Raw genomic sequence first — 16,882 nt, forward strand, 5'->3', positions numbered from 1 at the left:
AATCAAGTATTGCGGGGAGTGATTGTATGAATCTCAAACAAAGTCTGGCTTCGGTTTTCAAAGAAAACTCCGATTTTTTTAATGTTGAAATTGAAATACTGCAATATCATGTGCAAATGATCGGCTTGGGTTCCTTAATTGATCTGCCCCAAACCATCGCTTTGCTTCATACCCAAACCGTCAATATGATGGATTCCTCCCAGGCTCCGGCTTCGATGCTGAAGACACTCGGAGAACTGGTTGAAGCCAAACTGGAGTCCATCGTTCCTGACATCCTGAAAGGAAACCTGATCATTTTCGAACCCTTATCGGGAACTTGCTGTATCGTTCTTCCCGTCTCCAAGAACATTATTCGTTCAGTCGGTGCACCGGAAACCGAGACTACATTGTTTGGCTCTGGCATCTCTTTCATCGAGGATATTAATACCAATATCGGCATCCTTCGTAAACACTGTAATGGACCCGGCTTAAAAGTACAATCCTATACCGTTGGAACGAGCCAGCCTAATATGTTATTGTTGATCTATTTGGATAAATGGGTTAATCCTTCTCTGTTACAAAAGCTTCAAAAAAAGATCGAAGCTGGTTTACACAATGACGTTCACAATCTACAGCAAATGGAAAGTCTTCTTATGGGTTCAAATCGTTGGACATTTATAGCGAAATTCAATGTGACCGAACTTCCTCAAAACGCGTTGCTTGCCTTAAATCAAGGCAAGGTGGTTCTGATGCTCGACCGATTACCCTTTGCCATCATTCTCCCAAGCCTTATCTTCGATATGTTTTGCATGAAGGACGACCACAATTACCCGTTTCCCTTTATGGTGCTTATCCGGTTGCTGCGTATCCTGGCCGTATTAATCGCAACCATTATTCCCGGACTCTACGTCGCTCTCGTATCCATAAATCCGGAAGTTTTACGGCTCGAACTTGCATTATCCATTGCAAAAAGCCGGCAGGATGTCCCCTATCCTGCCATTATCGAAACCTTGCTTCTTCTCATTGTCCTGGAGCTCATACTTGAAGCCAGCGTACGCCTTCCTAAAAGCGTCGGACCAACCATTACGATGGTAGGCGGGATCATTCTTGGTCAAGCTGCGGTATCCGCCAAGTTAGTTAGTAATTTGCTCATTATTGTTCTGGCCGGGACAACGATTGCTTCCTCCGCCGTGGTCGGATTTCAGAATTCTGTAGCCATTCGAGTATTCAAGTATTTACTAATCGTCTTATCCGCTATATATGGCTTATTGGGTTTACTTTCAGGCATCGTCATTATGTGCGCCTATCTGGCGCATCAAAGCAGCATGGGGATTCCTTATCTGTCATGGCCCAATTTGAACCCAAAGGATGAACGTAATGGATAAAAGCGGCCTTCAAGCTACAATGATATATCTTGTCAGTCATATGGGGCTTATCTTTTTTCTTTATCCCTCAGACCTGTTTGGAGGTATGGAAACAGGACATTGGATCGGAATCCTGTTGAGTTATGTGCTGCATATGATTGCAATCTTCCTGTATTTAAAAGGCTTGCAAATGGCATCCCACCAAAATGTAATGGATATCTTTCGGAGCGCCGGCAAGGTGATAGCTTGGACCCTGCTTCTACCTGCGTTTGTTTACATGATTATTGCTTTTACAATAACCATTCGCGCCTATTCCGAAATGATCACACTGGTTTTCTTGTCCACTACACCCGTGTGGGCCATCATGCTGTTATTCATCTTGATTGCATTTCTGATGGCTTGGCAAGGAATCGCCAGCATCGCTAGAACCTCCGTCCTGCTGGTTATCCTGTTCACCTTACCCATTCTATTCGTACTTTGTCTATCTTTTCAAAATGTAGACTGGTACTATCTGTTGCCTTTGATTGAGCACAATCAATCTTTTGGGTTTATAACGAACGTGAACTTTCAGGTGAGTTTGTTTGTCTATGCTGGCGGGTTCTTTTTTTTAGGATTATTACCGTCCGCGGTTCATATTAGCATAAAAAAAATGATGCTTGGCGGTTTGCTGCTGCTCCCGATGTTTCTAGTCGCTGCGTATCTTCCATTGCTGACTTTCGGTCATGCCACCGCCAAGCTTTATGAATTCCCGGTACTTATGACGATTGATACCGTAAGGGTCACTTGGTTGATGTTTGATCGGATCACGATTCTTTTCTTTTTAAGTCTAATGTCCTTTGCTTTACTTTACCTTGGACTTACTTTGTGGGGCCTTGTTACGCTTTCAAAGCGGGCCGTTCCCTACATTCGCGATCCTTACTTATTAATAGGGCTGACTATCGGCTTGTATACCATTTCCATCGCCATACCAAACTGGGACTCTCTGGAACATGTGCAGATCTGGATTATACCTATTAGACTTTACAACTTCCTTGCCATCCCTCTACTCACGTTTATTTTCGGATGGCGGCTCAAACGCAAATCAAACCGTAAAGCGGAGGTGACAGAATGAAAAGTCGGTCCACCGTTCGATTCTCCCCCAAGCTTCTAAACGCTTTGATCATCCTGGTTACCCTACTCAATGGATGTTGGGACAACAAAGATATCAATCACCGCTCTCTCCCTGTCATTATGGGAATATCATTAACGGAGCAGAACCAATACAAGATTTTTCTCGATATCCCGGCGACCAGTGATTCAGACACGGTCACGATTGTTTCGGAAACAGGGGATACCATTAACCAAATTATCGATCATATTAGTATGGATATCGAATCTCAGGTGGATCTTCTTCATTTGAAAGTCGTCATTGTGGATACAAAAATTGCACAAACTGGCATGGAGGATATCATATCCGCCTTTAATCGATCAAGAGATATCTCCGCAAAAACCTTAATTGCCATTTGTGATCAGGAAATGGAGCAATTCTTTGCGGAATTGAAAACCAAGTCAGAGTTGAGCGGTAGCATATTATATGCCTTTTTCGAAAAGAATTCCGGTTGGAATCCTCAGCTGGCGGATAGCCGAATTTGGCAGATGTTCAGAAGCATTCATTCCTATACACATGATGTGATTGTGCCCATAATTCGAGCCGGAAAAACAACGCATATTGAATCTCAAGGTTCTGCTATTATAAGAGAAGGAAAGATGACAGGACGAATTAGTCCCGATGAAACCCTGGTTGTTAACACCTTTCGCGGACGAAGCGCTAATGGAAAGATCGAAGTTATGGACGGCGCCACCGTTCAGATAATCAGTAACAAACTCTCACATAAAAGCTGGGTACGAAATAACAGAGCTTATCTAAGGAGTCATCTCAGGCTGAAGGTCACCATCCTGGATTCCAAAGGGCATCCGACGGAACAGGAAATCAACGAGAAATTAGAGGAGTTGCTCGCCGATCGACTGGATAAGATGTTTAAAAAAACGCAATCCGATCAAGCCGATATATTGGCTTTGGGTCAATATTTCAGAAATCTTCTGACCCGTGAACAATTGGAAGATTGGCGTTCAGAATATTATCCTTATCTGGATTTCAAACTAAGTGTAACCACTTCAATTGAGAACCGGGGTAATCTCAAAAACTTGTAGATCAGGTATCTGTTCAGACCGTTAATTGGGATTGGCAATTATTTCCCCTAATGACTCGAGCAGTACTTGATTTTCTTCCGCTGTACCGACTGAAAAATACGGATATGGTGCGGGAGCCCCAACCTGTAGCATTTCGCACAATAATCCCGCTCTCAAGCAGCTGTTGATAGATCTGTCCGGCTTGTTCTCCAAACTCTGCGCCAGACCCAAAAGAGCGTTCGTCGGGATAACGGTGCACCCCTCTGTTTGATTCAATATGTTGTCCCTCCATTACCGTGGTATTCATGTGGATTGATCCTTCTACACTTCGCTGTAATCGATCTCCAAAAATTGTTCGACTTCCTTCTTCCAGCGTTTCTCGACGAAGTCAACATGCTGCGGGTGCTCATTATAGGCTTCATAATCGGCTTCGTTCTCAAACACCATCGAGAAGCCGAAATCATATGTATTTTTAGGACTGATTTGCTTGAATATCTTAAAGTCTTGAACCGTTGGAATCGTGCTGAGGGCAGATCGTCCATCCTCCAGGAAGCGCTGCTCCTCCGCTGAGCCTTTCTCATGTTTAAGCGAAAAAATAACGGAATGAATGATTCGATTGGTCGTCATATTAAATACAGCTCCTTTATAGATTCATATAGGGTGGATCATCTTGTACAGCTAGAAGTGCTGTGGCTAGGGTTACATCATATTATAACGGCAAAAGTCAAATAAATCGCTATGAAAAAGGCACCCTTTTCCATAAGAATCGGAAAAAAGCGCCTAAAATCCAGCAAACCACACTACACTGGCAAAGTCATAGAACATGACGGTATAGCCTCTGCAAATTATTTTGTTTTCTGAACGTGATTTGTCAGCAGATCGAGTAAATAGCCTTTTAGATCAACCATTCGTAGATGCTCAGGCTTTTCGTTAGTTCCAACAATGATTAGCGGGACAAGGGACTCGGTTCGTCGGAGCGAGCCATGGCCCCCGCCCCCCTCATGTGTTGGTGAACTTCGGTCTGCCAATTCGTATCCCGGTTTAGCCGTCACGACCAAAAATTTTCCTTTATGAGAATTCAGCGAACCGGACAACCTCTCCAGCACATCGGGATACTGTCCGTAATTCAAGGTTCGATGATCGGCATTTAATGTAAGGTCCAGCACCTCGGGATCCTGCTTCACGGTCCACGTTTGTTTATAGCGATCGATCAGGTTCCCTTTCGCCTTATATCGGAGTTCTTTCAAAGTGGAGCCCTGAAGGACATGAATCCATTCGTTTTCTTTCCAAGCAACAAAATCGATGCGGTCATCCTTGCTCAGAATTTCCGCCAAACTTCGCAGGGAACGACTGGGTTTGAAATTATATACATAAGCCATCGTTTCATTGACTGCAAGGGCGACCTCGGTTTCAGCTTTCACCTCTTCGCCCGGCTTTAGAACGGAGATGCCTCTCAGCATAGCTGGCATATCAATCACTGAACGCTGATTCGCTGGAAGAAGCTGTGTCATTCCGCTGTCCCCGGCAATGACGAAAATAGCTTCATTTAACGCTTTTTCCCGCGAACCGAAAGAATTCAATACGGATTGGAGCTGCTGATCCAGCTTTTTGACTCCTTCAAGCGAAGACGGACCCTTCTTATGAAGCTCCTGGTCCATATCCGGTAAATAAACATACATAAAATCCGGCAGCTTGTTCGCTTGAACCAAATAGTTCAAAGCTTCTATTGCATACTTATTGTTTAGCCCCATCCGGTCGGTGAGATTATCAGGCAAATTCTCCGTACCTTCTAAGGGATTAGACAAGGCTCCCAAAGTTAGAAAATCCGGTCCCTTAACTTTTATTGTTTTCTGCAATGATGTCGGACCTTGAATCCAATCCGGTATCGTCAGCGTATGCTCGGTCGCTCCCCTATATATCAAGCCGTTAATCGATCCTGATTTCAAGCCAACACGGGCTAAATCTTCATAGAGCGTTCGTGAATTCGAGTTTAAATGTTTCCCGTTCAAATGGATTAATGCATCGGTCAGGACCGGATTGATGCCTTGTCTGAGGATTTCCATCGGTCCAGTACCGTAGTTGATCATTTTTTTATCGTCAGACGAGTACCATAGGAGACCCGGTATACCATGGTCATTCGGATTTTTCCCGGTTAACATCGTGCTGTCAATCGTAACGGACATCGTAGGAAATGAGCTGACCAGATCCTTATGGTATTGTCCCTGTTCAATCAAATACTGAATGGTGGACAGCTGCTTTTGTGAAATGCCCTTATCGATCGCCTGTGCCATGAGTGAGTCGACCATCAAGAATATGACTTTCTTACGTGTGGCCCCTTGTTCGGATTTAACCCGCAGCAAATCCTGTTCGGCAGGTTTTTGATGCTGGCAGCCCATAATTGTGATCAATACAAGCGACAGCATTACGATTATAATTCTCTTTATCTGCATTCCCATTCACCACCTTATTACATTTTGTCACGGAGATGGGAATGTCATTCGAGGGATATTTTGCATATTTCCTCATGCATGCATGTCAACAAAGAGAGGGGCTGACGCCCTCTCACCAATCACATTATCAGCTTTCCACTGGACTCCCCTGTGGTTTCGTCAATTTGAAGAACGATGCCGCTCCCAGCACGGAAGTGAAGAACAATATGGCTCCCATCGGCACGGCTGTGGATTCGTCAATACCGACCAGCGGTGACACAATCGAACCAAGCATCAAGGGCAGCAAACCAATGACAGCACTTGCGCTTCCTGCTCGATGACCTTGCTTCTCCATGGCCAGCGTAAATGTGCTGGTAGCTACCATGCCGATTGTAACCATATACATAAAGATCAAGATGACAATGATCGCGAGAGGCCCTTTGAGCATCGTCATGATCAGGAGCAGGCAGGTTGCACTTACGGAGACGATGACCCCGATTCGAAGCAAATTCCGCTCATGGATGATGCCGCCAAAGCGGCCAATGATAAAGCTCCCCGAAATAATGGCGATTCCATTGATTCCGAACAGCACGCTAAATACCTGCGGCGACACACCGTAAATTCCTTGGTATACAAACGGCGTCCCCGAAACGTAAGCAAAGCTTCCTCCGTGAATAAAGCCTACTGTCAACGCATATCCGATAAAGGATCGATCTTTGAACAGGCTTCCCATCGTACGTACGGAATGGGTAAGGGAGCTTGGCGTTCTTCTCTCCCGCGGCAAGGTTTCCTTCAACCGAATAGCGACGATCAATACGATGACGGCACCGAACAAGCTTAAAAAATAAAAGATCGAATACCAGCTTGCACCTGGCAAAAGCAAAATGGCTCCACCGGACATCGGTGCAACCATGGGGGCAACCGCATTAATGACGGACAATAAGGCAAAAAACTTCGTGAGCTCGCGACCGCTGAACACATCCCTTACTACGGCGCGCGAGATGACAAGGCCGGCAGCTGCCGTAAATCCCTGCAAGAATCTGGCGATGATAAGGGTCGTAATATCGGGTGCCAATGCACAGAATAAGGAAGAAAGGGCAAACAAGGCAAGCGATATGAGCAGCGGTTTTCTTCTTCCTTGCGCATCGCTGATCGGTCCGACAATGATTTGGCCAGCCGCAAGGCCGATCAGACAGGATGTCAAGCTAAGCTGTACGAGCGATGCCCGCGCGCTTAAATCATCGGCAATGTCGGGAAAGCTCGGCAAATACATGTCGATATTGAACGGTCCTAATATGCCAAGCAAGCTGAGAAGCAAGGCTAATCCGAGGCGTTCTTTTCCTGTCGGGTTATGAAGCATATGTGTCAAACACCTCTACTTTACTATTTTTTTGTATTCATATAATGTATCAGGTTTGTCCAAAATAGAATAGTGCGCCCGCAAGTTTTATACGGTATACGTGTAATTCCGGACAAAAGAAGAGCCCGGTTCTAATCAAACCGCGCTCTTCCCGTTTTGATAAAGGATACGGTTAACTTTCTCGGAGCTCAGCAGCATCATCACGGCAAACAATAGAATGAAGACAGGGAACAAACCTATCGATATTTGGGCCGCAACGATGCCAAACAGCGGAGGCAGTATCGTGGTACCCGTATAGGCTACAGCCATCTGATAGCCCATGATTCTGGATGAGTGGGCTCTGCCGAAGCGGGCCGGCGTTTCATGCAGCAAACAAGGAAATATAGGCGCAAGCCCGAGTCCGATGACAACCAACCCGATTAGGGACAAATAGGGATGCAGCGGCAGCAATAACAGGATGGCCCCTGCAATGGCCGTCATCTGCCCGGCCCGGATAAGCGTGAGGTTGTTGAACTTCAGCGTTACGAATCCGGTAATGAATCGGCCGATCGTGATGCCTCCATAATACATGGAAACCCACACTGCTGCTGTTTCTAACGGCAAATCTCTGGTCCCGACCAGAAAGCTCGCTCCCCATAAACCGACGGTCATTTCCGCTCCGCAGTAGAACAAGAAGGCCATCAAAGTAAACTTAACCCCTTTAATTTGAAGCGGGTTTCCTTGTTTGCGTGCGGCAGCTTCATCACCGTTCGTTAATTCGTTTCTCGTATGAAGTTCCTCCATGCCTTGGGGCTGGTGTTTGCCCGCCACGATCCTCCAGAGAGGAAGCGTGAGCAGGAGGATGAAAACCAGCACGAATTGCAGCATCGATACGGTATAATATCCGTCTCTCCATGCATCGTTGGTCCCCATGGAATAGGACATGATGACGGGTCCTAACGTTGCGCCTACGCCCCAGAAGCAGTGCAGCCAGCTCATATGATGGGCCTTATAATGGTTCGCCACGTAATTGTTCAAGCCCGAATCGACTGCCCCTGCGCCTAATCCAAGCGGAATCGCCAGCAAAATCAGCCAGAACAGCGATGGCGCAAACGAAAAGCCGAGGAGCGCACTCGCCGTCAACAAACAGCTGACTAACGTAACGATACCTGTCCCGAAGCGTTCAATCAAACTTCCGCTGACCAGGCTGGATACAATCGTGCCTCCGGTTACGACCATGGATAGCAGCCCTGCGGATTCGAAGGCAGCGCCGATCTCCGGCTGCATGGCCGGCCAGGCGACCCCAAGCAAGGAGTCTGGAAGCCCTAAACTAATAAAGGCCAAATAAATAATAAGAAGAAAAAAAGTTACCACCTAAAGTGTCCTTTCTTTGCTGTGATCATTCAGGCAATGGGATTGTATAGGAAGTGATCTCCTTAATTTTGGCAGCTTTACCGCTGCTGAACCGATACACGTTACAAAATGCCAGGCGCTTCCGGTCATCGAATACAAGGATTCCTTCCGCTGCGCCGGTGCTGCCATGTGTTATCAGATGATGAATATGCAGTTCGGATGTCTTGCCATACTTCACCTGACATAACGATTCAATCACTTGATCCTTCCCTTGAACGATTCGTTCCCCAACGTAATTCAGCTGAATCCCATCCGTGAAATTCTCATTCATAAATTGTCCATCCATGCCAGCCAAAGCGATGTGGAGTTTCTTCAGCAGCTCCTTCTTCGGTGCGTTCCCGCAATCCTCAGCGCATGTTATAACGAAATCTTGTTTGCCTGTAACACCATCTGCCATAACCAAACCTCCTAGCTCAGCTGCGTATGTATGGGGAGTTTTTATCTATTCTAATACTTGTTCCGCCATATGAAAAGATTCGGCACGGCTTCAATCTAAAAGATAGAAGGTTAGGAATGAAACGCCTTCCAGAACTCCCCTTCGGTATGGATCATGTCCTTGATCTGTGCAAAAGGAATCGTGAACGTCGGAAAACCTGCTGCGTAAGGGGCGATCTCATACGGTGCAAACACCAGATGTAACGCGTCCTCGGTTACATAGAAGGGCTGGTTTGCTGCAATTCCCTTATAGCTATCCGGGAATACGTACGAATACTGCGGATCCTCTTGAATCTGCTTGCCAACGATAAGGCTGAGCTCCTTCACATAAGCGCTGCCTGGCTTAAACAAGTCCTTCAATTCATACATCCTGCCGTTGTCCAGGTTGATCACGGCGTAAACTTTGGTTGGCATGCCATGTGCGGCACCGAAGGGATAGTTATACCCGTTCAACTCTAGTTCGAGGAGCTTCTGCTTGTAGAAAATGACCTCAAAATCGCCTGTATACGTGTAATCAAGCTGTTGATTCTCAGGAATGAATTTCACCTGTGACATTTCTTTAAGTTTCGTATTCAGCGTTTGCTGAGCCGCCTGGTCCCTCATACCTTCGATCTGTGGATAGTAGACCAAGTAATCCGGATTGGGTTTGTACTTTTCTTCCATTATCTTATAAGGTGGCTGCAGCGGAATCACCGTGTTCTGCTTCCAGATGACGTGACCCGACCGGTCTAGGTAAGACAGCCTCTGATCGACCAAAGCCTTAATTATTCCGCCTGGTTCCAGTGTGAGCGAACCGCTGCCGTTCAATCGGGGATATCCCGGAGCAGGTTTGCCTGTTCGATCAATAAAATACGTCTGTTTTGCATCGTAAACGGAGGCCAATCCGCGCTTGTATTCCGATACTTCACGGTATACAAAATCAGATAACCTCTTACCATCCCAATCTGCAATGGCATAGATCGAGCCGATATACGGCTGCGTAGGATGTATCGCACGTCCAAGCGCAAACCGGTCTTCATTCAAATCCCGAATATCGTTATATTCCGGCTGGATTACCCACTCGCCCTGCCTATTTATGACGCCATACTTCGACTTGTAATCTTCAGCTGTGTTGACGATGGCTCTGTCATGATGAAAAGGAAATGCCGAAGTATAGGTCGGCGGAATGACGATGTTCCCCTGCTCGTCGATATAGCCGTATTTGCCAGTGCTATCCTTCTGAAAAGCAAGCAAGCCATCGCCGGGCGGTCCGACGTAGGCGAATGGATAATTCGCTAATCGGCGGCCATGGAGATCAATGAGCGCGTAATGACGATCTTGTATTTTCACAACGGCTTTGCCATCGACAAAATCATTCGCTTCCTCATATTGCGCCGGGATTACCTCTTGGCCTGCGGAATCTAAATAGCCGTATCTGCTGTTCGCGCCATCGCCACTGCCATTATCGGTTACATAATAAACCGCCCTTCCTTCTTTAAGCTCTGCCATATACGGATATCCTTGTCGTGTCAGAACTACTCCTTGTTCGTTAATCATCTTAAAACCTTGTTCATCGATCACGGTCGCTCGATGCTCCGAGAACGGGCTGATGGACTGATATATAGGCTTCACTACAAAACGGTCAGACCTGTCGACGAGGCCATACTTACCGTTCACGCCTACCATCGCGAGACCATTGTCCTGAAAATCCTGTGCATCATCATACTTCGGCCTAATGACCATACTTCCGCTGCGATCAATGTATCCCCACTTCGTTCCGTCGGTTGTCTTCACGGATGCCGGAAATAACCCGACATGCTGCTGAGACTGCCCTCTGCTTGCCAGTATCTCCTTGATCCGTTTCTCAAGTTCAAGCAGCGTTTCACGCGCCGGGTAGGGTTCTGCGAACGTAAGCGCTTTGCGGACCGATACAAGGGCCGCTTCCAGCATTCCGGCCCGATATTGTGCATCCGCGAGGTAATACCAATAATAAGAATAATCCGGATGTTCTTGCGTCAGTCTCTCGTAGTACCTTACAACGACAGGGAAATAATAGGGATATGCATCCGGTGCAGTGACTAAGGCCCCCTGGCTCCACCTAACGACCTCGACTCGATAAGCTTCGCCTGTATCGTGAATCCAAAGCGCGATTTCAGCCTGACCATCCGGACCCGAAGCACCCGGCATATCCGCGATATCGATATAACTGTAATATATATCAGCAGGCGCGATATCTTGAAGGCCCTCTGGCGTCCAGGCGTATATCGACAATTTTGACCAGATGGAGCCGAGCTGCCAACCTACGATTAATTGGTTCCTACCTGGGTGCAACACAGGGGCCGCCGTCAATAAAGTAACCCCATATCCCTGCCCCAAAACGTTGGCAACGACCTCATATCCGCCATTGCGGTACTGCAGCACAAATAAATAAAGTGCTTCATTGAACCGGGACACACCGGCAATCTCTGGCATGTGATCTCCCGTGACGTCAGCTGCGATAACTGCGGGATGTTCGACAAGCTTATCGATTCTTACAAGTTCAGCACCTTGTGGCAGATAGGTCATAGCTATTTGTGCCAGCTCCTGATCATTAACGGACATTTGGACATCCTCCCTTGTTCAGAGCTTTCTCGCCTAATCGTATGCAGACGATGGTCAAATATGCACCTGAAGGCGGGGAGGACGGCACTTCTTAAGCCCTATATTTCCATTGTCGGATGACCGTAAATCAAAAACGACCTGATCACGTTAGGCAATCAGATCGTTCTCTTCGTTTAAAATGGCTTACTGACCATGAAATACAAAATAACGACCGGCAGCAGCGTGGCTATCGTCCCGCCTACCGCCCAATACGCCGATGCTCTTTTATAATCGGCTGAAATGACCCCATCCCTCATGGATTGTTTACTATGCCGAATCATCCCTTTTTGCAGCGGAATTAAAAAACCAGCCCACAGGATTCCCGTAACGCCAAACAGAATTAATGAGGCCATCAGCCAGTTCATTTCGCCCATTGCATATCCGGCTTGAACAGCCATCACCCCCCCTGAAATGATGATCATCAGCAAACCCGGCAGGGTAAATACCAGATCAGCTAACATGACATTTTTAACCGTATTATAGACTTCGGTCGGATCCCCTTTCAGGTCCGCTCTTACTTTCCAGAATGCCGCCGTAATGATATTGCCGAGGAATAACACACATCCGGCGATGTGCAGAAACAACCACAGCGTCATACGCCATCCTTCCCCTCTTTCCGGTGACCGGGCCGGAGAATATCGATGATGAAATCCGCATAATCCTTCGTGCTGAATACATGACTGTTTACACCGATAAGCCCCCGCATCCGCAGTCCGAACGACAACAGCTCGAACAACTCGGCGGTCCGTTCTGCATCAATGGATTCCGGTATAACCCCTGCTTCCTGGCCTGTAACAATCCATTGCTTCGACGTTGCTGTCGCTTCCCTATAGAAGCCAGCCACAATGTCGGCGATTTCGGGCTGATCGCTTTTGCCAATCAGGTACATGAAGATCAGGTTGCTGACATCATCACGACTTTCCAGTCTCGACATGCTGTTGGTAATGGTATTCATCGGTCCGTCAAACTGTTTGAAGTCCCCTTGCTTGTTCACTTCGCTCATGAACTGTTCGTTCTGCTCGGCAAGTTTCGCTCGTAATACGTGCACAAACAACTCATCCTTGCTTGAAACATAATGAAATATGGCGCCTTTAGATAAACCGGAACGCTTCATGATGTCATTAAGAGTGGTTTGGCTGCAGCCTTGCTCCCTAATCAAGTCTTCCGTGGCTTCAAGCAGAATTCGCTTGGTTTGCTCTCGCCTTTCTTCCTGCTTCATCAATGAACTCCTCCTTAATGATAAATGGATTACCCATGTGGTAACCATCCCGCCATGAGAACCGCTGCCAGGAACACGATTTGGAGAAACGTTCTCGGCACGATTGGAGTGACCGGCTTTCCGCCGAGTGACAAATGGTGATTCGCTGCGTATACATTGGCAGGAAACATGGCTATCAGCATTAGGGCCAGACCTGCAGATGCCAAGGCTGTGGTAGCCGGAATAAGGATTAGAATAGCGCCCGCAATCTCCAGCAGCCCGGTGACGGTAACCATGAACGGGGCATTCGGTACTCCCGGCGGGATCATGGCGATCAGATCGGCTCTTCGTTTTCCCCAGTGGGCTGAAGCTGTTACCAGAAACAGAACGGCAACCGAAAACCTGAGCGAAATGACCCAGTCATTCACATACTCCCAGCCTGCGAAGCCCAGCGTCCGAAACAAAAGAAACGAAACCAACATGGCGACAAAGGGTATCATCAACCTCACCAACCTTCCGATATTCGTAACTCCATTATATATACCGACCATCGGTTTGTAAATATGAAATCCAAATTTATTCCTTGAAAGGCTTCAGGCTCGTTCAGTATCTCATTAAAAAAGAGAGCAAGCGTGCGGCTGCGTTACAACCGGGCTTGCCCTATTTTGTGCTCTCATATCATAGGCCTGCTATGCTGCGTCTTTTTCTTCTACATACATTCGAAATAGCAGGATATACAGCACCACACTGATGAATGCCGATAGTAAGATAATGCTGAATATACCCATAGGCGGCAGCCAAGTGGACAGAAAGACCGTCACCGGTGCCAGAAATCTTCCGATCGTAAACTGTAGGCTGTCAGCTCCCATATACTGTCCTCTTGCATGCTCCGGAGCATAGCGGCTGATAAAGCTCTGCGTCACCGGTGAACGAATCATTTCTCCGAAAGTGAAAATAATGGTTACGAAGAATAGGAACCAGATGTTCGTGTTCAGCCCGAGTGCAAAAGTGCCTACTCCGGATAACAGGGAAGACAGTACGAATACGTCACGCTCCTTCCAATTCCGAAACCACTTGGTGACAGGGAGAATAAAGAGAACGAACAAAAGACCGTTGAGCCCCAGCACCCACCCTAATATCTCCGTGCTCGAAAGCATAAGCGAATGTCCGTTCCATGAGAACAGCGCCTGGGATGGTACATAATCGATCACATATACAGCCAAATACAGATCCAGCTGCATGATGGCTACAAGGGCAAAAACCCCCGCCAATATGTACACCAAAAACACCTTATCTCGAAAAATGACGCCATATCCCTTCCACTGTTCCTTGAATACCTGAAGTATCGAACCTGTCGGCTTCGTGCGTTTTGCAGGGGCCGGCAGGGTTTCCTGAACGATGAAGTAAATCGCGATAAAATAGATCAGTAAGACGAAGGAACAAGACCACAGAAGCTCTTGCCGATACTGAAAAAAGAAAATGGCCCCAAGCGCCGGACCAAGCACGGCTCCCAAGTTGTTCGCCGTCATAAACGTTGCAAATACCTGCCGTCGTTCTTCCACCGGAACCAGATCGGCTACCATCGCTGAGCTGGCAGGCCTATAGATGGCGCCCCCGAATCCGATGCCGATAAAAGCGGCATAATCGATCCAGTGCGAAGGCGACAGCGCGAACAGCGCAAACATGACCGTCTGCAGCGAGGCGCCAAGCAGCATGATGGGGCGGCGTCCTAGCCGATCGGCTAAAGCGCCGCCGAGCAAGCTGCCGATGATGCTGAATATCGGCGGAACCGTCATGAGGATTCCCGCGATATGGTTGCCTAAAGCCGCTCCGAAATAAACCGTTATGAAGGGAAAGTACATCCAAAACAGCATATTAAACAGCGCTTCACCCAATAATCGAACCTTTAAGTTATTATTCCATAATCGAATTTGCACAAGACTCCCTCTCTCTATGTCGCAACAGCACAAAATAACTTACGTTATACCACGTCTCCCGGCCGGGTATTACAAACTATAAAACATTTCCCTGGCAAAATATAGACTTATATTAAGCGCTGAGCTATACTAATAATATGAAAGCTGAATATCGTCCGATTCAATTTAGATGACCCATAAAACGAACATTTGTTCCATATATGAAAAGACGCTCCCGTGGGAGCGTCTTTTTTCGGTTCATGGAAGTATTGAATTATCCTTCCGTTGAACCAGTATGGAAATAGAATATACTCATCAGGTTCCGCACCCTGGATGCAGACTGCTTCTCCAACGGGACTTAATCAGCCAGCTTCTTCAATTCATGCAGATGATCGAAGATCATCTGGCAGACCTCAGAGACACGTTCCCGATCCTTATACGTTAGCCAAGCCAACTCTTCAATTTCCGAAGCCGGGCTTAGCTCTCCTTCATACTCCGCCGTGTAACAGGACATCGTTACTCGAACCCCCTCCGATTTGCCGTGAGCGCCAGCACGGAAGCTGCCAGCATGCGCCGCGGTCTCCGGTTTGATACGAACGGACAGCTCCTCCTTGATTTCCCGCAACAGCGTATCGATATCGGATTCCCCGGGTTCTCGCTTTCCTCCCGGCAAGTAGTACGTATCCTTTCCTTTGGAACGAGCGCCCAATATGCGTCCTTCCGCGATGTGGATCCAGGCGATTTTGTCAATCTCGGTTATCATATGGATTCCTCCCCTCATCAGATAAGCTTAACGCTAAGCCGTTTCTTGTTGTTCCCGTTTCCCGCCTAATTTAAATACCAGAATCCCCCCGACAATCACAAGAACACCGATCAGCTGATTCATGGTAAACGGAACCTTCTCTAACCCTAACCATCCCAAGGAGTCCCACAACAACGCAAAACCGAGCTGCGAGGTCATGACAATCGAAATGGCGAAGGTGGCACCCAGCAGCCTTGTCGCCTGCACCAGGCAAATCACCACGCCGACCCCAATCAACCCGCTAATCCAGTACCAAGGCTCCATGTTATGAAGGGAGAACGTCCCTTTGCCTTCTACAACAAGACTCATGGCAAACGAAGCGACGAAGCCCATGCCTAACACCAACGTCGTTGTAGACCAGGAGCCTGTTTTCTCATTCACTCTATTATTGAATATGTTCTGCAAACTAACCAATGATCCCGCGATTAGTGCCAATACCAATCCTGCTAACATGTTCCATCTCCTTACTTCATGTTTCATCCTCACCAAGCGTCATTCTTCGTAGATGTTGCCTCCCGCTACACTCGTCAACGCTTCCCGATCTTTAATCAGAATGAACCCCTTGCGGCGCTCGATCAGCCCTTCTTGACTGAATTTCAGAATCACCCGGTTTAAATGCCGGTAGCTGGTGCCGAGCAGATTCGCGATATCCGTCAGATTGTATGCGGCCGGGTCGTTGGCAGCGAACGTGCCTGACTCTTCATCAGATACGGATAATAGATAGCTGGCCAGTCGCACCTCAACCGGATGCAGCAAATTAAAACTCAAGAAATTGGATTTAATATAAAACTTCCGCGTAATGATCCGCAGCAAAAATTGAAGCAGCGGCGGATGCTCCTGTCCGTATTTGCGAAGCCAGCGATAATGCACGCCGATCATATAAACAGATGATATGGCCTGTACCGTATTGATCAACGGTTTGCCCTGAATGTACTCGATATCTCCGATCACCTCAAGCGGTGTTTTGAAAGATAGAACAAGCGCTTTGCCTTCCGCGGAGGTCGTGAAGATTTTAATCTTCCCTTGAACCAGGACATACAGCATTTCAGCCGGCTCGCCTTGCGTGCAGACGATGTCGCCCTGATCGAAGTGATATAACACCAGATAAGGCATTAAATCATCGTGAAATACGGACTTGATTTTGTTACTCAGCAACAAATGCTGCAGGAGCTCCACATTATGAATTTCCTTCACGTCCCTCTCTCCTTTCCCGGACACT

Annotated in this window: 17 protein-coding genes; 3 read left to right on the top strand and 14 right to left on the bottom strand. The window is 47.4% G+C overall.

The annotated features are described in order from the left end of the window. The first annotated feature begins 26 nt into the window (after positions 1-26). Genes ACQKPA_RS07960 through ACQKPA_RS07970 form a run of 3 tightly spaced genes read left to right on the top strand, consistent with a single transcriptional unit; the run spans position 27 to position 3,533 of the window. Entirely contained in the window at positions 27-1,364 is a 1,338-nt protein-coding gene (locus ACQKPA_RS07960; protein WP_427491047.1) for a spore germination protein, read from the top strand. After that, positions 1,357-2,454: a GerAB/ArcD/ProY family transporter gene (locus ACQKPA_RS07965; RefSeq protein WP_427491049.1), complete on the top strand. Its 1,098-nt coding sequence runs from the start codon at positions 1,357-1,359 to the stop codon at positions 2,452-2,454. The genes ACQKPA_RS07960 and ACQKPA_RS07965 overlap by 8 nt, the downstream gene beginning before the upstream one ends. Further along, positions 2,451-3,533, top strand: coding sequence for a Ger(x)C family spore germination protein (locus ACQKPA_RS07970; protein ID WP_427491051.1), 1,083 nt, complete (start codon positions 2,451-2,453; stop codon positions 3,531-3,533). The genes ACQKPA_RS07965 and ACQKPA_RS07970 overlap by 4 nt, the downstream gene beginning before the upstream one ends. Before the next feature lie 13 nt (positions 3,534-3,546). On the opposite strand, the gene ACQKPA_RS07975 is transcribed toward ACQKPA_RS07970, so the two are convergent. The 14 genes from ACQKPA_RS07975 to ACQKPA_RS08040 form a co-directional block, all read right to left on the bottom strand. Next, the gene (locus ACQKPA_RS07975) at positions 3,547-3,819 is read right to left on the bottom strand and encodes a hypothetical protein (RefSeq protein ID WP_427491053.1); all 273 of its coding nucleotides are present in this window, start codon (positions 3,817-3,819) and stop codon (positions 3,547-3,549) included. A gap of 14 nt (positions 3,820-3,833) precedes the next feature. Further along, positions 3,834-4,139, bottom strand: coding sequence for a Dabb family protein (locus ACQKPA_RS07980; RefSeq protein WP_427491055.1), 306 nt, complete (start codon positions 4,137-4,139; stop codon positions 3,834-3,836). Between the two features lie 218 nt (positions 4,140-4,357). Beyond that, complete coding sequence (locus tag ACQKPA_RS07985; RefSeq protein WP_427491057.1) at positions 4,358-5,962, bottom strand: alkaline phosphatase family protein; 1,605 nt, start codon at positions 5,960-5,962, stop codon at positions 4,358-4,360. Positions 5,963-6,089: 127 nt separating this feature from the next. After that, positions 6,090-7,301, bottom strand: coding sequence for a Bcr/CflA family efflux MFS transporter (locus ACQKPA_RS07990; RefSeq protein WP_427491059.1), 1,212 nt, complete (start codon positions 7,299-7,301; stop codon positions 6,090-6,092). A 135-nt stretch (positions 7,302-7,436) separates the two neighbouring features. After that, on the bottom strand, positions 7,437-8,654 hold the full coding sequence (locus tag ACQKPA_RS07995; RefSeq protein WP_427491061.1) for an MFS transporter: 1,218 nt from the start codon (positions 8,652-8,654) through the stop codon (positions 7,437-7,439). Positions 8,655-8,679: 25 nt separating this feature from the next. Next, positions 8,680-9,090, bottom strand: a complete 411-nt coding sequence (locus ACQKPA_RS08000; RefSeq protein ID WP_427491063.1) for a hypothetical protein — start codon at positions 9,088-9,090, stop codon at positions 8,680-8,682. Positions 9,091-9,200: 110 nt separating this feature from the next. Then, entirely contained in the window at positions 9,201-11,708 is a 2,508-nt protein-coding gene (locus ACQKPA_RS08005) for a WG repeat-containing protein (RefSeq protein ID WP_427491065.1), read from the bottom strand. Positions 11,709-11,881: 173 nt separating this feature from the next. Next, on the bottom strand, positions 11,882-12,343 hold the full coding sequence (locus ACQKPA_RS08010) for a DUF2269 family protein (protein ID WP_427491067.1): 462 nt from the start codon (positions 12,341-12,343) through the stop codon (positions 11,882-11,884). Next, positions 12,340-12,966, bottom strand: a complete 627-nt coding sequence (locus tag ACQKPA_RS08015) for a TetR/AcrR family transcriptional regulator (RefSeq protein WP_427491069.1) — start codon at positions 12,964-12,966, stop codon at positions 12,340-12,342. Before ACQKPA_RS08015 ends, ACQKPA_RS08010 begins: the two co-directional genes overlap by 4 nt. A 29-nt stretch (positions 12,967-12,995) precedes the next feature. Next, positions 12,996-13,445 carry a DoxX family protein gene (locus ACQKPA_RS08020; RefSeq protein WP_427491700.1) on the bottom strand — a complete coding sequence of 150 codons (450 nt, stop codon included), beginning with the start codon at positions 13,443-13,445 and terminating at the stop codon, positions 12,996-12,998. Positions 13,446-13,634: 189 nt separating this feature from the next. Beyond that, on the bottom strand, positions 13,635-14,882 hold the full coding sequence (locus ACQKPA_RS08025) for an MDR family MFS transporter (RefSeq protein WP_427491071.1): 1,248 nt from the start codon (positions 14,880-14,882) through the stop codon (positions 13,635-13,637). A gap of 337 nt (positions 14,883-15,219) precedes the next feature. After that, positions 15,220-15,624 (bottom strand): NUDIX hydrolase, encoded by a 405-nt coding sequence (locus tag ACQKPA_RS08030; protein WP_427491073.1) that lies wholly within the window; start codon positions 15,622-15,624, stop codon positions 15,220-15,222. A gap of 33 nt (positions 15,625-15,657) precedes the next feature. Next, positions 15,658-16,116 (bottom strand): DMT family transporter, encoded by a 459-nt coding sequence (locus ACQKPA_RS08035; protein WP_427491075.1) that lies wholly within the window; start codon positions 16,114-16,116, stop codon positions 15,658-15,660. 39 nt (positions 16,117-16,155) lie between these two features. Next, positions 16,156-16,857: a Crp/Fnr family transcriptional regulator gene (locus ACQKPA_RS08040; protein ID WP_427491077.1), complete on the bottom strand. Its 702-nt coding sequence runs from the start codon at positions 16,855-16,857 to the stop codon at positions 16,156-16,158. Positions 16,858-16,882 lie beyond the last annotated feature (25 nt).

This window comes from Paenibacillus sp. NPDC093718 (genome assembly GCF_050279985.1).
Classification (GTDB): Bacteria; Bacillota; Bacilli; order Paenibacillales; family Paenibacillaceae; genus Paenibacillus_AQ.

Coding starts and splice junctions, on each gene's coding strand:
- ACQKPA_RS08000 (WP_427491063.1), bottom strand. CDS start 9,090: ATGGCAGATGGTGTTACAGGCAAACAAGATTTCGTTATAACATGCGCT.
- ACQKPA_RS07990 (WP_427491059.1), bottom strand. CDS start 7,301: ATGCTTCATAACCCGACAGGAAAAGAACGCCTCGGATTAGCCTTGCTT.
- ACQKPA_RS08015 (WP_427491069.1), bottom strand. CDS start 12,966: ATGAAGCAGGAAGAAAGGCGAGAGCAAACCAAGCGAATTCTGCTTGAA.
- ACQKPA_RS07960 (WP_427491047.1), top strand. CDS start 27: ATGAATCTCAAACAAAGTCTGGCTTCGGTTTTCAAAGAAAACTCCGAT.
- ACQKPA_RS08020 (WP_427491700.1), bottom strand. CDS start 13,445: ATGATACCCTTTGTCGCCATGTTGGTTTCGTTTCTTTTGTTTCGGACG.
- ACQKPA_RS07975 (WP_427491053.1), bottom strand. CDS start 3,819: ATGAATACCACGGTAATGGAGGGACAACATATTGAATCAAACAGAGGG.
- ACQKPA_RS08005 (WP_427491065.1), bottom strand. CDS start 11,708: ATGTCCGTTAATGATCAGGAGCTGGCACAAATAGCTATGACCTATCTG.
- ACQKPA_RS07970 (WP_427491051.1), top strand. CDS start 2,451: ATGAAAAGTCGGTCCACCGTTCGATTCTCCCCCAAGCTTCTAAACGCT.
- ACQKPA_RS08035 (WP_427491075.1), bottom strand. CDS start 16,116: ATGTTAGCAGGATTGGTATTGGCACTAATCGCGGGATCATTGGTTAGT.
- ACQKPA_RS07985 (WP_427491057.1), bottom strand. CDS start 5,962: ATGCAGATAAAGAGAATTATAATCGTAATGCTGTCGCTTGTATTGATC.
- ACQKPA_RS07965 (WP_427491049.1), top strand. CDS start 1,357: ATGGATAAAAGCGGCCTTCAAGCTACAATGATATATCTTGTCAGTCAT.
- ACQKPA_RS07980 (WP_427491055.1), bottom strand. CDS start 4,139: ATGACGACCAATCGAATCATTCATTCCGTTATTTTTTCGCTTAAACAT.
- ACQKPA_RS08010 (WP_427491067.1), bottom strand. CDS start 12,343: ATGACGCTGTGGTTGTTTCTGCACATCGCCGGATGTGTGTTATTCCTC.
- ACQKPA_RS08030 (WP_427491073.1), bottom strand. CDS start 15,624: ATGATAACCGAGATTGACAAAATCGCCTGGATCCACATCGCGGAAGGA.